General features: G+C 66.3%; 15 protein-coding genes. 11 read left to right on the forward strand and 4 right to left on the reverse strand.

All coding sequences use genetic code 11. The annotated features are described in order from the left end of the window. Positions 1-101 precede the first annotated feature (101 nt). A complete protein-coding gene (rpsU, locus tag CMC5_RS15460) occupies positions 102-326 on the reverse strand; it encodes a 30S ribosomal protein S21 (protein WP_044249106.1) in 225 nt (74 codons plus the stop codon). A gap of 356 nt (positions 327-682) precedes the next feature. Here rpsU and CMC5_RS15465 point away from each other — a divergent pair, with 356 nt between their 5' ends. Genes CMC5_RS15465 through rpiA form a run of 3 tightly spaced genes read left to right on the forward strand, consistent with a single transcriptional unit; the run spans position 683 to position 2,617 of the window. After that, the gene (locus CMC5_RS15465) at positions 683-1,183 is read left to right on the forward strand and encodes an acyl-CoA thioesterase (protein ID WP_082362512.1); all 501 of its coding nucleotides are present in this window, start codon (positions 683-685) and stop codon (positions 1,181-1,183) included. Then, positions 1,180-1,902, forward strand: a complete 723-nt coding sequence (locus CMC5_RS15470) for a phospholipase D family protein (protein WP_063796283.1) — start codon at positions 1,180-1,182, stop codon at positions 1,900-1,902. Before CMC5_RS15465 ends, CMC5_RS15470 begins: the two co-directional genes overlap by 4 nt. A 19-nt stretch (positions 1,903-1,921) precedes the next feature. Continuing rightward, positions 1,922-2,617, forward strand: a complete 696-nt coding sequence (gene rpiA / locus CMC5_RS15475) for a ribose-5-phosphate isomerase RpiA (RefSeq protein ID WP_050431155.1) — start codon at positions 1,922-1,924, stop codon at positions 2,615-2,617. A 117-nt stretch (positions 2,618-2,734) separates the two neighbouring features. Here rpiA and CMC5_RS15480 read toward each other — a convergent pair whose 3' ends face one another. Continuing rightward, on the reverse strand, positions 2,735-3,703 hold the full coding sequence (locus CMC5_RS15480; protein ID WP_050431156.1) for a hypothetical protein: 969 nt from the start codon (positions 3,701-3,703) through the stop codon (positions 2,735-2,737). A 47-nt stretch (positions 3,704-3,750) separates the two neighbouring features. Here CMC5_RS15480 and fni point away from each other — a divergent pair, with 47 nt between their 5' ends. From fni to CMC5_RS15495, 4 genes are all read left to right on the forward strand, one after another. Then, positions 3,751-4,833: a type 2 isopentenyl-diphosphate Delta-isomerase gene (fni, locus tag CMC5_RS15485; protein ID WP_050431157.1), complete on the forward strand. Its 1,083-nt coding sequence runs from the start codon at positions 3,751-3,753 to the stop codon at positions 4,831-4,833. Positions 4,834-5,037: 204 nt separating this feature from the next. After that, a complete protein-coding gene (locus tag CMC5_RS15490) occupies positions 5,038-5,754 on the forward strand; it encodes a hypothetical protein (RefSeq protein ID WP_050431158.1) in 717 nt (238 codons plus the stop codon). Beyond that, on the forward strand, positions 5,751-5,882 hold the full coding sequence (locus tag CMC5_RS48505; protein WP_281180863.1) for a hypothetical protein: 132 nt from the start codon (positions 5,751-5,753) through the stop codon (positions 5,880-5,882). The genes CMC5_RS15490 and CMC5_RS48505 overlap by 4 nt, the downstream gene beginning before the upstream one ends. Positions 5,883-5,884: 2 nt before the next feature. Then, complete coding sequence (locus CMC5_RS15495; RefSeq protein WP_044249098.1) at positions 5,885-6,262, forward strand: response regulator; 378 nt, start codon at positions 5,885-5,887, stop codon at positions 6,260-6,262. A gap of 91 nt (positions 6,263-6,353) precedes the next feature. Here CMC5_RS15495 and CMC5_RS15500 read toward each other — a convergent pair whose 3' ends face one another. Both CMC5_RS15500 and CMC5_RS15505 read right to left on the reverse strand, forming a co-directional pair. Next, complete coding sequence (locus CMC5_RS15500; RefSeq protein WP_245678451.1) at positions 6,354-7,289, reverse strand: GGDEF domain-containing protein; 936 nt, start codon at positions 7,287-7,289, stop codon at positions 6,354-6,356. A 150-nt stretch (positions 7,290-7,439) separates the two neighbouring features. Continuing rightward, positions 7,440-8,168: a metallophosphoesterase family protein gene (locus tag CMC5_RS15505; RefSeq protein WP_050431160.1), complete on the reverse strand. Its 729-nt coding sequence runs from the start codon at positions 8,166-8,168 to the stop codon at positions 7,440-7,442. A gap of 197 nt (positions 8,169-8,365) precedes the next feature. Between CMC5_RS15505 and CMC5_RS15510 the strand changes: the two genes are divergently transcribed. Genes CMC5_RS15510 through CMC5_RS15525 form a run of 4 tightly spaced genes read left to right on the forward strand, consistent with a single transcriptional unit; the run spans position 8,366 to position 14,703 of the window. Further along, on the forward strand, positions 8,366-11,395 hold the full coding sequence (locus CMC5_RS15510) for a [protein-PII] uridylyltransferase family protein (RefSeq protein ID WP_050431161.1): 3,030 nt from the start codon (positions 8,366-8,368) through the stop codon (positions 11,393-11,395). A 12-nt stretch (positions 11,396-11,407) separates the two neighbouring features. Next, complete coding sequence (locus CMC5_RS15515; protein ID WP_050431162.1) at positions 11,408-12,688, forward strand: Lnb N-terminal periplasmic domain-containing protein; 1,281 nt, start codon at positions 11,408-11,410, stop codon at positions 12,686-12,688. Between the two features lie 24 nt (positions 12,689-12,712). After that, entirely contained in the window at positions 12,713-13,291 is a 579-nt protein-coding gene (locus tag CMC5_RS15520; RefSeq protein ID WP_050431163.1) for a hypothetical protein, read from the forward strand. Between the two features lie 50 nt (positions 13,292-13,341). Next, on the forward strand, positions 13,342-14,703 hold the full coding sequence (locus CMC5_RS15525) for a flotillin family protein (protein ID WP_082362514.1): 1,362 nt from the start codon (positions 13,342-13,344) through the stop codon (positions 14,701-14,703). Position 14,704: the final 1 nt, after the last annotated feature.

Genomic DNA, 14,704 nt, shown 5'->3' on the forward strand with positions numbered 1-14,704 from the left:
GAACGGGGAGAGTGGACTTGCGCAGGGTCGCTGCGAGGGGACGTCTGCGCGTCGGTGCGCCGCAGAGCACGAGGCCAGCGGTACTGAAGAGGAGGGATGGCCTATGCCATCAGGTCCATCTTGGAGCGCTTCCGACGACGACGAGCCGCTTCGGAAGCCTTCTTGCGACGCTTGACCGACGGCTTCATGTAGTGCCGGCGCCGCTTCAGCTCACGCAGGATCCCCTCGGCGGCCATCTTGCGCTTGAGATGCTTGATGGCGCGCTCGATGCCTTTGTCGCCCACTGCGACTTCGAGCGGTTTGCACTGAATAGCGTCGGTCGGCATGTCTGAAAGCGTCCTCTTTCTCTACTTTGAAAACGGTCCGCGTGCGCTCGCCTCTTCATCGTGGCCCAGATATTGGCCCGGGTGGGTCAGCGCGGGGCGCGGACTATGGCAGACTGCTCCCGGCCTCGCAAGAGTCATGCGAGGCTTGCCGTCCAGCATCCGTGCGAGGCAGGTTTCCCTTCTGATCTTCGAGGTTTGCCTCGATCCGCCGGCTCGCGGACGCCGTGGTAGGGTGGAGAACTCGGACGGTGCGTGGCTCGCACGGCACCAGCCAACGAGGGGCAGAAGGCTCGTGGTGACGCCTCGATGAAGGCCGATTGCGGAGGGTTTGTGGCGCAGCTCGCTGAGGCGTCGACATGACGGTGTTCACGCTGGAGCGTCCGGTTCGGTTCGAAGAGGTGGACGCGGCAGGGCTCGTGTTCTTCCCCAGGTTCCTGGGCTATGCGCACGAAGCGATGGAGCAGCTCTTCGCGTCGCTGGAGGGCGGGTACGCAAGGCTGATCCTCGAGCGTCGCGTCGGCTTGCCGGCCGTGAGGCTGGAGACCGAGTTCGCCGCGCCGGTCCGGTACGGAGAGACGCTGAGGATCGAGACGACCGTGGCGCGGCTGGGCAACAGGAGCGCCGTCCTGCGCTACCGGATGATCCGCCAGCACGACAGCGTGCTCGCCGCGGAGATCCGGCACACCGTGGTCTCGACGGATCTTGCGGGCCTCGTGTCGTGCGACATGCCTCCCGACGTGAGAGCGGTCTTCGTGGCTCACCTCGAAAAGAGCGTCGCGCCGGCTTCTGCACCAGGGACGCACGACGCGCTGCCGGCCGCATCCTCCGCCCTCAGGGCGTCTGACTCTGGTTCATGAGTGGTCAGGGGGCTGGTCTGAAGCGGCAGATCGAGGTCACGCTGCTGCGCGACCAGGCGCACTACGAGACGCTGGTGGCCCGCGCGATCGCGACGGCGAAGGTGTCGCTGTGGATCGCGACGGCCAATGTGAAAGAGCTGCGTGTGGAGTCCCCGATCGGATCGAGAGCGAGGGCGCAGGGGCGGTACCGATCGATTCTCGAAGTCTTCGACGAACTCGCAGCCCGTGGCGTCGAGATCCGCATGCTCCACGCTGGTGTTCCTTCGCGGGCGTTTCGAGCCGAGCTCGGGAGGCGGCGTGATGCCCCGCTGCAGATGCGCCAGTGCCCGCGCGTCCATCTCAAGATGATCGCTGTGGATGGCAGGCTCTTGTACCTCGGGTCTGCCAACTTCACTGGCGCTGGGCTCGGGGCGAAGGGAGAGGGCCGGAGGAATTTCGAGGCTGGGATCGTCACCGACGACGATGTGTTGCTCGACGAGATGCAAGGAACGTTCGACCGGATCTGGTCGGGTCGTGAGTGCGGATCGTGCCGCCTCCGCGCCGAGTGTCCCGCTCCACTCGACGGGAAAACCTCGGGACGGCCAACCCATCCTACCGTCCCGCGCGGGCGCAAGGCCGTGATCGGAGGTGAGACGCAGCGGGGTGGTACCGAGGGAAAACCGAAAGAAGCGACGCAGAGCGGCGGGAGTGTACGAAGGAGGTTGCGTCGAGGCCCATGATTGCTGATGAAGGACAGGTATGAGCGCCCCGCAACCCAACCCTGCCGATCTGGATCGTGTCGCTGTCGCAGCGCTCACACGCGTTGCCGATGGCATGACGCTCGGACTCGGGACAGGCCGTGCGGCAGAAGCGTTCATCCGCAAGCTCGGTGAGCGCGTCCGACGCGGGATGCGCATTCACGCTGTCGCCACGTCCGAGCGCTCCGCGGCGCTCGCCCACAAGGAGAGCATCGAGCTGCTCCAGCTCGACGAGGTGCAGCGCGTGGATGTCGCCTTCGATGGGGCCGACGAAGTGGCTCCGGATCTGTCATTGACGAAGGGTCTCGGCGGGGCACTGCTCAGAGAGCGCGTCGTTGCGTTCGATGCGGAGCGGTTCGTGGTGCTGGTGACACCAGAGAAGCTGGTCGAGCGCCTCGGCACCCGAGTGCCCATCCCCATCGAGGTCGTCCCTTTCGCGTCTCCTTCGGCGTCACGACACCTGCAGAAGCTGGGTGGCAAGCCCGTCGTACGCAAGGACGTGGCAGGGCTACCCTACAGGACCGATAACCACAACTGGATCCTGGATACCGACTTCGGGCCGATCGACGACCCCCAGGGTCTCGACGTGCGTCTCCGTCGTATCCCGGGCGTGGTCGACAACGGCCTGTTCCTCGGGATGGCGTCTGTGGTCCTCGTGGGAGAAGAGGGCTCCGTGCGGGAAATCAGGCGCACGTAACACGACCGCTGAACTCATCGTCGGCGCTGATGCCATCGATGTGCTGTGAGTCGATGTGCTGTCGAGGAGAGGGGGCGACCAGTTCGAGCGCTTGGTCGAACTCGATCCGCCTGCGGCTCAGGCGTCGAGGCTCTCGTCGACGAGGGCGCGCAGCTCCGCGAGCTTTGCCTGGCGAGCAGGATCCGGAGGCTGCCCCGCTCCGTTGCGTTTCGCTTCGGGGAGGGCTCGCTCCAGCATGGCCAGGTCATCATCGAGGGTGCGTGAGCGTCGCGTCCCGATCCGCAGGGTGCGCGCCAGCCAGCTCCTCGATTCGGAGAGCGTGTATGCGTCTGCCGTGATGGCGGAGGGATTCTCCCGCAAGAGCTTGACCAGCGCCGAGTTCGACGCTGCCCACACGGCAGCCTCCTCGAAGTGCGCACGCGGGGTGAGTTCGAGATGGCGCTCGACTGCACGATCGGAGACCTGATGCAACCGGCAGAACACCGCGAGTGCGAGGGTGATCTCATCGACGGCCATCTTGGTCGCCGAGTGGACCTGCACGCCGCCGCACCCCTTTGCATAGATGTACGACCCGTTGGCGACGAGGACGCCGAAGCCGAGCAGGACGGCCGCCATGTCCACGGCAGGCTCACGGTCGCGTGGCTGAAGTACGTCCCACGCGCCGACCTCGTTGAGGAAGATGAAGGACACGGCCCGGACCAGTGAGGTGGTGAGGACCACGGAGTGCCGCAGCTCGCCGGCCGCGAGCGCCACGCGGTAGCCGCCATCGGGCAGGACCGCGATGCGATCGAACTTTTGACCCTTCCCGACGGGGGCCGCGCACGCTCCGCTGGAGCACCCGCCTCCCGATTTCGTCTCCCCCTCGGGGGTCACGACCGAGAGTTCCACCGCGATGTCTTCGAGGCCTGCATGCTCCAGGACCCGCGTGAGCACGGCGGCGGCTGATTTGGGAGAGGCGTCGAAGTGATCGGGGAAGAAGTCGGCGGTGGGTTGCACGAGGCCGCGAACTGGCTCGGCGCCGAGATCGAGCAGGGTTGCGGTGGTGCGCAGTATCCAGCGGATCTGAGGTTCTGCCGGCAGGTCCATGCACGCATGGTAGCGCAGCCAGCGGGGGGCGCGTAGAGTTGGCCGCGATGACGGATGATGGAAAGTACATTTCCGGACGAAAGGCCGACCATATCGAGCTATGCGCGACTGGAGACGTCGGTTTCCGGTCCAAGACCACGCTGCTCGAGGAGGTTGGCCTCGTTCACGACGCTCTGCCGGAGATGTCGCTCGACGCCGTGGACACCTCGACGCTGATCCTGGGCAAGCGTCTTCGAGCCCCCATCCTCATCGCCGCCATGACGGGCGGAACCGAACGGGCTCAGGCCATCAACCGAGAGCTGGCCCAGATCGCCGAGGAGCGCGGCTATGGGTTCGGCCTGGGGAGCCAGCGGGCCATGCTGAACGGCGCCACGGTGGCGACCTATGAGGTGCGAGACGTCGCGCCCAGCACGCTCGTGCTGGGGAACATCGGTGTCGTCCAGGCGAAAACGCTGTCCACGGAAGCAGTCGCCGAGCTGGTGGCTCAGGTTGGCGCGGACGCCCTCTGTGTTCACCTGAACCCGGCGATGGAACTCGTGCAGCCTGGCGGGGATCGCGACTTTTCGGGCGCTCTGGAGACCCTCGAACGGCTCGCGGCCGAGCTGAGCGTGCCGGTCGTCGCGAAGGAGACGGGATGCGGCATCGGCCCCCGCACGGCTGCTCGGCTCGTGAAAGCGGGCGTGCGTCATGTGGATGTTTCGGGTGCAGGTGGGACATCCTGGGTCGCCGTGGAGACGGCGCGTGCTGCGGGCAGTGGTCGTGCGCTCGGGGAAGCGCTTCGGGATTGGGGCGTTCCGACGGCTGCCTCGGTCGCCATCGTCCGCGCGGCCCGCCCGAGGTTCCGTACGATCATCGCGACCGGAGGCCTCTCGACGGGTCTCGACGTCGCGCGCGCGCTGGCGCTCGGCGCAGACGCAGGTGGGATCGCCAGGGCCGCGCTGCAAGAGCTCGTCGCCGGGGGACGGGAAGCGGTGATCCGCTTGCTGGAGCAAGTGGAGAACGAGCTTCGGGCCGTGATGCTCCTGGTGGGGGCCCGTGATCTCGGGATGCTGCGCAAGACGAAGATCGTGTGCGGTCCGGAGCTACGGCGCTGGCTGAAGTTGGCCAGACGTCGCAGCAAGAAGGGATGACCGTGGGCCCAGGCGGGACTGGGACTCCCGCATCCCTTGGTGGCGCAGGCCCCCTCCCATCGAGAATTTCGGGGGCGAGGTGGACTCCCTCAGAGCCTGGGAAGCTGAAGGAGTTCCGGGAACAGCCATTCGCGCTCTCCGGGGAGCTTCCTTCCAGCAAGGCCAGCGTGGTACGGTCCCGATCTCTGGAGATTCCCTGCTAAAATGACCGATAGGAAAGGGCGTGCGAGCGACCGTCCCCCGGACGACCTGAAGAAGGAGCGTGATGCCTTCATCCAGCAGTTCTTCCGAAAGGGTGCCCAGCTGACCGAGGAGCTCCTGCGCGAAAACGAGCGGCTGCGCGACAAGATTGCCGAACTCGAAGCAGAGAACAGCAAGCTCCGCGCACACCTGGCGAGCGACTCGGCGATCCGCGACCTGCTCCGGAAGATCGAGGAGCTGGAGCAGGAGAAGCGCGACCTGGTCACGCAGTCGGTGCGTATGGTCGCGGCGTCGGACAGGTTCAATACCCGCTATGCCGATGCAGAGGGGGAGCTCGCCAATCTAGCGAATCTCTACGTCGCGCTCTCTCAGCTTCACTCGGCGAGGAGCGTTCGACATGTTCTTCGCAGCCTGAAGGAGCTGCTGGCGCAATTCGTAGGTGCCGGCGCCTTTGCCGTGTACTTCGTATCGGACGAGGGCAACGATCTGGTCGCCATCGCCAGCGAAGGAGCGCCGGTGGTGGAGATCGAGCGAATCCCGGTGACGGGTGGCGTCATTGGTGAGTCGTTCTCCAAAGGAGAGATTTATTTGAAGGAGGGGGGGACGTGTCGAAGGGGAGCGTCACCGATCCTGCCGCCGTCATCCCGCTCGGCTTCGATGGGCGTACCATCGGAGCGATTGCCATCTTTGGGACGCTCCCGCAAAAGACGGAGTTTGTGAACGTGGACACCGAGCTGTTCAAGCTCCTCGGGGAGCAAGCAGCCCCCGCTCTCATCAACGCGCGGCTCTTCGCGGATGCTGGTCGGAACGTGCCCGGCGTCCAGGCGTTCTTGAACCTGGAGGAGTGAGCATGGCCGAGTACTCCTGCCTGATCGTCGAAGACTCGCCCATGATGCGGCAGTTGCTCGTCTTCGCGCTCGCCCGGGTGAAGAACCTTCGGGTCACCGAAGCGGACGATGGGGTCGATGGACTCCGCAAGCTGGCGCAGTCGAAGTACGACGTCATCATCACCGACATCAACATGCCCATCATGGACGGGCTGAAGCTCGTCAAGCGTGTGCGCACGGATCCCGTGCACAAGGACACGCCGATCATCATCATCACCACCGAAGGCTCGCAGGAAGATCGGCAGCGCGCCTTGCAGCTCGGAGCCAACGCCTACATCACGAAGCCCATCCAGGCTCCGCAGGTGATCGCGAAGGTGAAAGAGCTGCTCCGGATCGAGTGAGCGCAGCGAAGCGCGCTCCTGGTGCAACGCCTGGAGCGCGACGCCGGACGCAACCCGGCATCCGCGTGTCGACGGACGGTGCGAGCGGAGCTCAGAATCTCTCTGGATCGATGCCTTGCTTCAGCAGCACACGGTTCCGACCAGTGCGCTTGGCCTCATAGAGCGCTTCATCCGCAGCAGCAATGAGCTGAAGCCCTGTCTCCGCATCCGTGGACGGTAGAGCGGCCACGCCGACGCTGATCGTCACCGGGACCCTGACACCTTCGTGTTCGAATGTCGCCGCCTCGACGAGCGTGCGGATGCGATCTGCCAGAATGCCAGCGTTGTCGAGGGGTACACCGCGACAGAGAACGACGAATTCCTCCCCGCCATACCGAGCAAACACGTCCTCGGTGCGCAGCGTCCCTCCCGCCATCTTGGAGACGCGCGCAAGCACGACGTCTCCCGCAGGGTGACCGTACGTGTCGTTGATCCGCTTGAAGTGATCGATGTCGAACAGAAGGATCGCGAGGGGCGTGTTGTGCCGGCGCGCGTATGCGATCTCCGACTCGAGACGCTCTAGGAAGAACCGACGGTTGAACGCCTTCGTCAGCTCGTCCCGGATGGAGCGATCGTACATCGACTCCTGGAACAGCTCCTCCACCTGGTCGTGGTAGGTGAACATCAAGACGGTCGTCGACCCGATGCGGATCTTGTCTCCATCACGAAGGAGCACCGTGCCGCTGATCGCCTGGTTGTTGACCAGGGTGCCGTTCGAGCTCTGGAGATCCTCAATGGCGACCTCGTTGTTCGCCATGCAGAACAGACGAGCGTGGCGACGCGAGACGCCGTCGTCGCTCAATCGGATGGTCACACCGGAGGTGCGGCCAATGACGATTTCGGGACCGTCAATGCGATAGCGCTCACCTACATTGGATCCAGCCAGGATCATCAAACACGGGCGATCGCGGCGGGAGCGCGTCGTGAGCTGCTCCTGCATCTCGCCGAGATTTGCCACCCGGGTGGCCTCGGAGTCGTCTTCGAACATCCGGCGGCTCATTTGCCCGATCCCGATAATCGTTCATCCTGGTGAGCCATTCAAGCCGCAGTCACGAGGTGTGCTCATGCCACTGGAAGTGCTCGCTCGAATCGGCCGAAGGCGCCCGCGTCGTGCACGGGCTGCTGGGGAATTCGCTGGTTAATCCGCCGGCATCATCGCTTTGGGAGCAGCTGCGACGGGTGACGCCTTGCCGAGGGGAACGGTGAAGGGCTCCACGATGAGCTGCCCCTCGCGCAGCTCGATGAAGGCCGCATCAGCATGGCGCACTCCGGGGGAAGGATCCTCGACTTGTTCTGGCGCGCTCGTCCATCCGGAAGGCGCTTCCCCCACCGAGCCCACGTTGATGATTCGCACGTCGGCGACCGTGCGATCGAAGGGAACGTGAGAACCGCCACAAACAATGATGTCCGCGGGATCATCACCGATGAGCGCGAGCATCTCCTGGTCGCTCATGTCGTGCGTGAACGGCTCCAGTGGATCCGAGGGGGAGCCGTGGACCAGGATCATCTCCTGGCCGTTGGGGAGCGGCATCCGGTGAATGGTCGGCAGTCGTGCGATCCGGAGCACGATGAGCTCGCCGAGTTCTGCACGGATCTGACGGACACGTTCGAGGCGCTCGCGCTCATGCTCACTGCGAGCGCGTACATGCTCGAGATCCAGCGCAGCCAGCGCCCGATCCGATGCGCCCTGCGTGCAGATCGCCTTCACCTGCTGAAGACGCTGCCAGGTCTCGAGCGGCTTGGGGCCCGGGAAACAGATGTCCCCTGCGACCAGGAGATGGTTGTAGCCGCGTCGCTCGGCCGTGGCGAGCACCGCCGCCAGCGCGTCGGCGTGTCCTTGGATGTCTGAGACGCAGAGCAACCGCACCGGTGGAGCATAGAATCCTGGGCGCCACGCGCCAAGCTGCTTTGGCGAGGGTCGCGTGCCAGGCTAGCCTGAGCGGAATGCGGCAGGTCTCACAGCTGCTGGCGGTCGCACAGAGCATTGACGAGAGCCGCGCTCGGGAAATGGAAGGGCGGCTGGAAGGACGCCTACGGCCTCGCTCGGCGCCCATGGCGATAGCGATGCTCCTGGCCGCAGCCTACCCGGCACTCGGCGCGATCGTGGAAGCTCATCCTGACATCGCCGAGCGCCTCGCCGCGGAGGGGTTCCAGGCTGCCCGGGACCGCGCGACTTACCTTGCGCGGCTGCGTCGACGGATCGACGTGCACGCAGGAGACGTCACACTCGTGCGGAGCGAGCTGCGTCGCTTCGCGCGTGATGAGCGGATCCGGATCGCGCTCCGTGAAGCGCTCCCCGCCTCGGTGGGAGGCGCAGATCTGGACGTCACGAGCGGCGAGCTCAGCGCGCTCGCGGACGCCACCATCGAGGTCGCGCTCTCCGAGGCGCAGCAGGCCGTGAGCGCACGCTTCGGGACCCCGCTGATCGGAGGCTCCGTCAGCAGCCGGTTCGTCGTGCTCGGCATGGGGAAGCTCGGAGGAGAAGAGCTGAATTCCGGCTCCGACGTGGATCTCATCTACTTCTACGACACGGACGAGGGAGAGGTCGTGCCTCCCGGACCCCTGTCGGGTCAGCGCGCCAGTGAACCGTGGGGAGAGGCGATGCAACGCAGCTCGATCCCACCGGCTGGTGATGGCGGCATCACCATCCACGACTACTGGTCCCGCGTCGCGCGCCGGGTCACCACGACGCTCGAGGCCATCACCGAAGATGGCTTCGTGTGGCGCGTCGATCTGCGACTGCGGCCCGAAGGCAAGAACGGCCCCCTGGTGAACTCCCTGGCCGCGGCGGAGCGGTACTACGAGTCCTTCGGTCGCCTCTGGGAACGCGCCGCGCTGCTCCGGGCGCGGCCCGTCGCGGGCAACCTGGAGCTGGGATACGAGTTCCTGAGCATCGTGGCCCCCTTCGTGTGGCGCCGTCGCGTGAGCCCGCAGATCGCGACGGACATGATCTCCCTCGTCCAGCGCGCCCGTGCCGAGCTCCCCCACGACGCCTCCCGCGACCTCAAGCTCGGCCCAGGGGGCATCCGCGAAGCCGAGTTCTTCGTGCAGAGCCTGCAGCTCATCTGGGGAGGCGTCGAGGTGCGCGCGCGCGCTCAAGGGACGCTGGACGGACTCCGACGCCTGCGGGCGCTGGGCTATGTGACGGATCGCGAAGGCAGAGAGATCGCCGAGGGCTACCTGGCCCTGCGTCGCGCCGAGCACGCCATTCAGTCGGCCACGGGCGTGCAGACACACACCCTGCCGACGGACGGAGAGGCACTGGGCCGCCTGGCCAGGCTGCTCCGGTTCAAGGATCAGCGGGCCTTCCTCGCTGACATCGCCCAGCACCGCGCCCGCATCGCGGCGAGGCTGCTCTCCCTGCTGCCTCAAGGAAGCCAGCCCTCGTCGCGCTGGCTGGAGGCGATGGCCGCGCTCGATCAGGGTGATCGGGAAGACTTCATCGCAGCGCTCGCGCGCGACGCGGAGCACATCCTCCAGGGATCCATGTCGTCCAGCGGTCTGGAACTTCCCGAGCGCTTCCGCGACCTGGGGAATGACCTTTTCGAGCTCGGGCGCCACCCGGACGGTCTCCTGGGCGCGCGCACCCGGGAAGCCTTCACCAGTCTGCCCGAGATCCTGCTCGACGCGGTCATGGACGCCGCCGATGCAGAGCAGGCGGCACGTTACCTCCGCCTCTATGCCGCACGGCTCCGTCTGCCTGCGGTCTACACCAACATGTTGGGCGCCGATCCGCGCCTTCTCCGCCGCCTCGTGGAAGCTCTGGGATCGAGCGCCTTCATCGGCGACGCCCTGGTGGGAAACCCGGAGCTGGCCGACTTCGTGCTGTTCGCGCGCGGCGCACCCACGCCCGAGGTCATCCGCCGATCCATCGTCACCGCTCAGGAGGATGCTGCGCCCGACGTGGATCCCGAAGAGGCGCTCGTCGGCGCCCTCCGCCGCGCGCGCGCCCGCGTCACCATCGACGTCGGCCTGGCTGATCTGAGTGGCGAGATGGATACGCGTGCGACGACACTGGCGCTGTCCACCCTGGCTGACGCCACCCTCGAAGCTGCAACTCGTTTCGCGATGGGCACCCCCGTGGGCGAACCCGTCCGAGGGCTCACCGTGATCGCCATGGGGAAGCTCGGCGGCCGCGAGCTTGGCTACGGCTCCGATCTCGATGTGTTCTTCCTCTTCGATCCCGCCCGTGCGACGCCTGGATCGCCTGGCGCCGGCCCCGACGCGGACACCTATTTCGCCCGCTGCGCTCGCCGCATCATCCGACTGATCTCCGTCTCCCATGGCGCCGGTCCTGGCTACGAGCTGGACACCAGGCTGCGCCCCTCCGGGAGCCAGGGCATGCTCGTCACCTCCATCGACGGTTTCGCCCGGTATCACGGCATCCGGCGCGCCGGCGTGGACGCTGCGAGCGAGCGTCCGGTTGGCGTGCGAGCGGCGGCGTGGGAGCGCCTCGCCCTCCTGAGAGCCCGCACGTCGGCCGGCGATCCCGAGCTCGGCGTCGAGGCCATCTCGATCGCCCAGCAGGCTGCATACGGCCACGTGGAGGATTTCAGGACGATCGTGGAGGAAATCTATCGCCTGAGAGGGCGCATGGAGCGCGAGCTGTCCAACGAACGAGGAGGGCGTCGCGACCTCAAGCTCGGCCGAGGTGGCCTCGTGGACATCGAGTTTGCCGTGCAACTCCTTCAGATGCGCCATGGCAACGACCCCCGTGTTCGCACCACGGACACCCTGGGCGCCATCGACGCGCTCGTTGCAGGAGGGCACCTCCCTCCGGCGCAGGCGGAGACGCTGCGCGACGGATACGGATTCCTCCGCAAGCTGGATCAACGCAGTCGCGTGGTGAACGCGGACCCTTCCCATCTCCTGGAGAAAGGTGCCCCTGGCGTCCCCTCGCTCGCGAGACGGATGGGCATCCGAGGCCGGAACGCGGCCGAGGCCGCAGCAGAGCTGTTCGCGAGCTACGGCGAGATCACCGAGCGCGTCCGCGCCACCTACGACAGCATCGTCTCTCGACTGGGTGGCCCACCTGCCCCAGAACGCGCCGGAGCAGCCACCGAACAGAGCGCGCCCTCCTCCCGTGTCGGCTAGGATGACCGCGCCATGCGGAGCAGCGCGCTCATCCCCCTCGTGTCCTGGTGTCTGCTCCTCGGAGGACTGCGGCATGCCCACGCCGCGCCTGGAGACACGATCACCGTCTCCGTCCTGACCTACGGCCCTGGTAGCTCTGCCTTCGACAAGTTCGGTCACCAGGCCATCCGCGTCCGCGACACCGCAACGAGACAGGACCAGGTTTACAACTTCGGGACCTACGGCTTCGACTCACCAGCGCTCATCCCCAAGTTCCTGATGGGCCGGTTCCAGTACTGGCTCTCGAGCAGGAGCTACGGCGCGTCGATCCGCTCCTACGTCCGCGCGGACCGCTCGATCGTCGAGCAGGTGCTGAACCTGACACCCGCCCAGCGTGCCGAGGTGAAGCAGCGCCTCGAGACGAACCTTCTCCCCGAGAACAGGTACTACGCCTACGACTATTACCTGGACAACTGCGCCACCCGCCCACGCGATCTCATCGACGCCGTGATCGGCGGTCGCCTCCACGAGGCCTCCAGGGAGCCTGCGCCGCTCACCTTCCGCCAGCACACGCAGCGCCTCACCTCGAGCAACGTCCCGTTCTACCTCGCCCTCCACATGGCCATGGGCCCGACGATCGACCGCCCGATCGACCGCTGGGAAGAGATGTTTCTCCCCGAGAAAGTGGAGCAAGCCCTGCGCCGCGTCACCGTGCCGGGCCCGACCGGAGAGGAGCCACTCGTGAAATCCGAGAACCGAATTCATGTCTCCGCGCGTCCTCCGGTCCCCGAAGCGCCACCGGACTGGACTTCCCGCTTCATCGTCGTCGGAGTCCTTATCGGCGGCTTCTTCGCTGCGCTGGGGGCTGCTGCGAAGAGGAATGCCGTGGCACGCGTGGTTTTCGGAAGTGCACTCGCCCTCGTCGGCCTCGTGCTGGGGTTCTTCGGCTTCCTGTTCGTCTTCCTGTGGCTTTGCACCGACCACACCGTCGCCTTCCGCAACGAGAACATCCTCCAGATGGCCCCCTGGACGCTGCTCCTCGCCGCGTATGGCATCGGCGTCGCGCGAGGGCGTGCCCCTTCCATCCAGAAAGCCTTCCGCGTGACGGCCGCGGCTGCCGGAGCGTCATTGCTCGGCCTCCTGCTCGAGGTGGCCCCCTGGTTCTCTCAGGACAACGCCGCCTTCATCGCCCTCGCCTTGCCCCTGTGGTCGGGTGCAGCGGTGGGCACATGGCTGCTCCAGGAAAAGTCGGCGAAAGCGTCAGCCCAGGACCCAGCGCAGGCCACGGCGTCGACGGAAGGCGTCAGCAACTGACTCCTCCTGTATGCTCCGACCTCGATGAGCCTCGTTTACGTTTTCGCGCTCGTCGTGTCGCTGGGGCTGTTTCTGGTCCAGGCCCTCATGGGCGGTGAGAAGGGCGACATCGACGCCGATCACGACGTCGGTGAGGCATGGCACGGGAGCGCTGGATCCAAGGATCTGGGCGTCATCGGCGCCCAGGGCACTCTCTCCACGCTGAAGTCTACGCGCTTCTGGCTCTTCTTCGCGCTCGGTTTCGGCCTGTCGGGCTCGCTGCTGCACTACCTGGATCTTGCCGACGACGTGACCACCATCGTGACGTCTCTGGCCACCGGTCTCGTCTCCGGAGCGATCGTCGCATTCGCGTTTCGAGCGGTTCAGCGCACCTCCGCGAGCTCTTCGACAGGCCTCTCCGAGGCCGTCGGCCGCACGGGACGCGTCCTCGTGTCGGTGAACCGAGAAAAGGTCGGTCAGGTTCGCGTCGAACTCAAGGGTCACAGCGTCGACATCCTGGCGATCACCGACGAAGAGGAACTAGCGCGCGGTGAGGCCATCCTCATCGAGTCCCTCGAAGGTCAGAAAGCGCGCATCGTCCGACTCCCTCCTGAACTGAAGTGAGCAGCAGTCAAGCGGTACCGGCATCCGCACGTGGCTGATACGCTCGGAGGATGTGGCATCCTCTATACCTCAGTGCTGCCGAAGCGATGCAGCGTGAGGCCACGCGGCGGGGGCGGGCCGGAACGGGTCCTCTCGACGACGGTCTCATCCTGGTGCTCGCCGCCGCCGTCGGCGTCGTCGTCGTCTTCGCGATCTTCCTGCTCCTCCTCCGGAGCTTTCTCAACATCTGCAAGCCCAACGAGATCCTCGTCTTCAGCGGGCGCAGGCACGTCCTCCCCGATGGGACCGTGAGTGGGTACAAGATCCTCCACGGCGGACGTGGCTTCCGGGTCCCCTTCCTGGAAATGGTGAGCCGGATGGACATGCGGCTCTTCCCCGTGGAAGTGACCGTCCAGAATGCCTACTCGAAGGGTGGCATCCCCCTCAGCGTCCATGCCATCGCCAACGTGAAGATCGCCAGCAGCGACGCCAGCGTCCGCAACGCGGTCGAGCGCTTCCTCAACGCCAGACCCGCTCAGATCGCGATGGCCGCCCAGCAGACCCTGGAAGGCGTGCTACGCGAGGTCGTATCTCAGCTCACGCCGGAAGAGGTGAACGAGGACCGGCTGAAGTTTGCCGACACCTTGATGGAGCACGCACGCGACGACTTCGACAAGCTCGGTCTCGAACTCGACGTCCTGAAGGTGCAGCACGTGTCCGACGAGCAGCACTACCTCGAGAACCTCGGCCGTGGCCGGATCGCTACCATGCTCCGCGATGCGGCGAACGCCGAGAACGCCGCGAGCCAGGCCGTCGCCGAGGCCCAGGCCGCCGCCCGGCAGCGGGCAGAGACGGCGATGAAGCGCGCAGAGACGGTCATCGCGCAGAAGCGCAACGGCGTGCGTGGCGAGCTGGCCCGCTTCGAGGCCGACGCGCGACAGGTGGAAAACGAAGCGGACATCGCCGCGCAGACCGCGCGTGCCGTGGCCGAACAGGAGCTGCAATCGATGCGTGCCGAGCTGGAACGACTGCGCCTCCACTGCGACGTCGTCCTTCCCGCCGAAGCGCAGCGCCGCGCCGGCGAGCTGAGAGCGCGCGGAGAGGCAGCGCCCACCGTGGAGAACGGCAAAGCCGCCGCCGAAGCCCTGCGCCTCGTCGCTCACGAATGGTCGGTGGCAGGCCGTGCTGGCAAGGACGTCTACGTGTTGCAGCAGCTCCGCTCCCTGGTTGCCGCCGCGGCGCTCCGGGTCGCGCGCACCGAGCTGGGTGAGGTCTCCGTCGTCGCCGGAGCCGAGGACGACGCCCTCAGCGCCGTCGTGGCCAGCTACCCCGCGGCCGTCGCTCGCGTACTCCAAGAGACGGGACACGCGCTTGGGATCGATATCCGCGCCCTCATCGGCGCTCCGGTCGCCAGCGTCGAAGGGAGGGGGTGAG

It is taken from the genome of Chondromyces crocatus (assembly GCF_001189295.1).
Lineage (GTDB): Bacteria > Myxococcota_A > Polyangia > Polyangiales > Polyangiaceae > Chondromyces > Chondromyces crocatus.

What these genes read in the sequence shown, in the direction of transcription:
- CMC5_RS15470 (WP_063796283.1), top strand. Translation starts at nt 1,180, where the DNA reads ATGAGTGGTCAGGGGGCTGGTCTGAAGCGGCAGATCGAGGTCACGCTG.
- CMC5_RS15495 (WP_044249098.1), top strand. Translation starts at nt 5,885, where the DNA reads ATGGCCGAGTACTCCTGCCTGATCGTCGAAGACTCGCCCATGATGCGG.
- CMC5_RS15510 (WP_050431161.1), top strand. Translation starts at nt 8,366, where the DNA reads ATGCTCCTGGCCGCAGCCTACCCGGCACTCGGCGCGATCGTGGAAGCT.
- CMC5_RS15520 (WP_050431163.1), top strand. Translation starts at nt 12,713, where the DNA reads ATGAGCCTCGTTTACGTTTTCGCGCTCGTCGTGTCGCTGGGGCTGTTT.
- fni (WP_050431157.1), top strand. Translation starts at nt 3,751, where the DNA reads ATGACGGATGATGGAAAGTACATTTCCGGACGAAAGGCCGACCATATC.
- CMC5_RS15525 (WP_082362514.1), top strand. Translation starts at nt 13,342, where the DNA reads ATGTGGCATCCTCTATACCTCAGTGCTGCCGAAGCGATGCAGCGTGAG.
- rpsU (WP_044249106.1), bottom strand. Translation starts at nt 326, where the DNA reads ATGCCGACCGACGCTATTCAGTGCAAACCGCTCGAAGTCGCAGTGGGC.
- CMC5_RS15515 (WP_050431162.1), top strand. Translation starts at nt 11,408, where the DNA reads ATGCGGAGCAGCGCGCTCATCCCCCTCGTGTCCTGGTGTCTGCTCCTC.
- CMC5_RS15465 (WP_082362512.1), top strand. Translation starts at nt 683, where the DNA reads ATGACGGTGTTCACGCTGGAGCGTCCGGTTCGGTTCGAAGAGGTGGAC.
- CMC5_RS15500 (WP_245678451.1), bottom strand. Translation starts at nt 7,289, where the DNA reads ATGTTCGAAGACGACTCCGAGGCCACCCGGGTGGCAAATCTCGGCGAG.
- rpiA (WP_050431155.1), top strand. Translation starts at nt 1,922, where the DNA reads ATGAGCGCCCCGCAACCCAACCCTGCCGATCTGGATCGTGTCGCTGTC.
- CMC5_RS15480 (WP_050431156.1), bottom strand. Translation starts at nt 3,703, where the DNA reads ATGGACCTGCCGGCAGAACCTCAGATCCGCTGGATACTGCGCACCACC.
- CMC5_RS15490 (WP_050431158.1), top strand. Translation starts at nt 5,038, where the DNA reads ATGACCGATAGGAAAGGGCGTGCGAGCGACCGTCCCCCGGACGACCTG.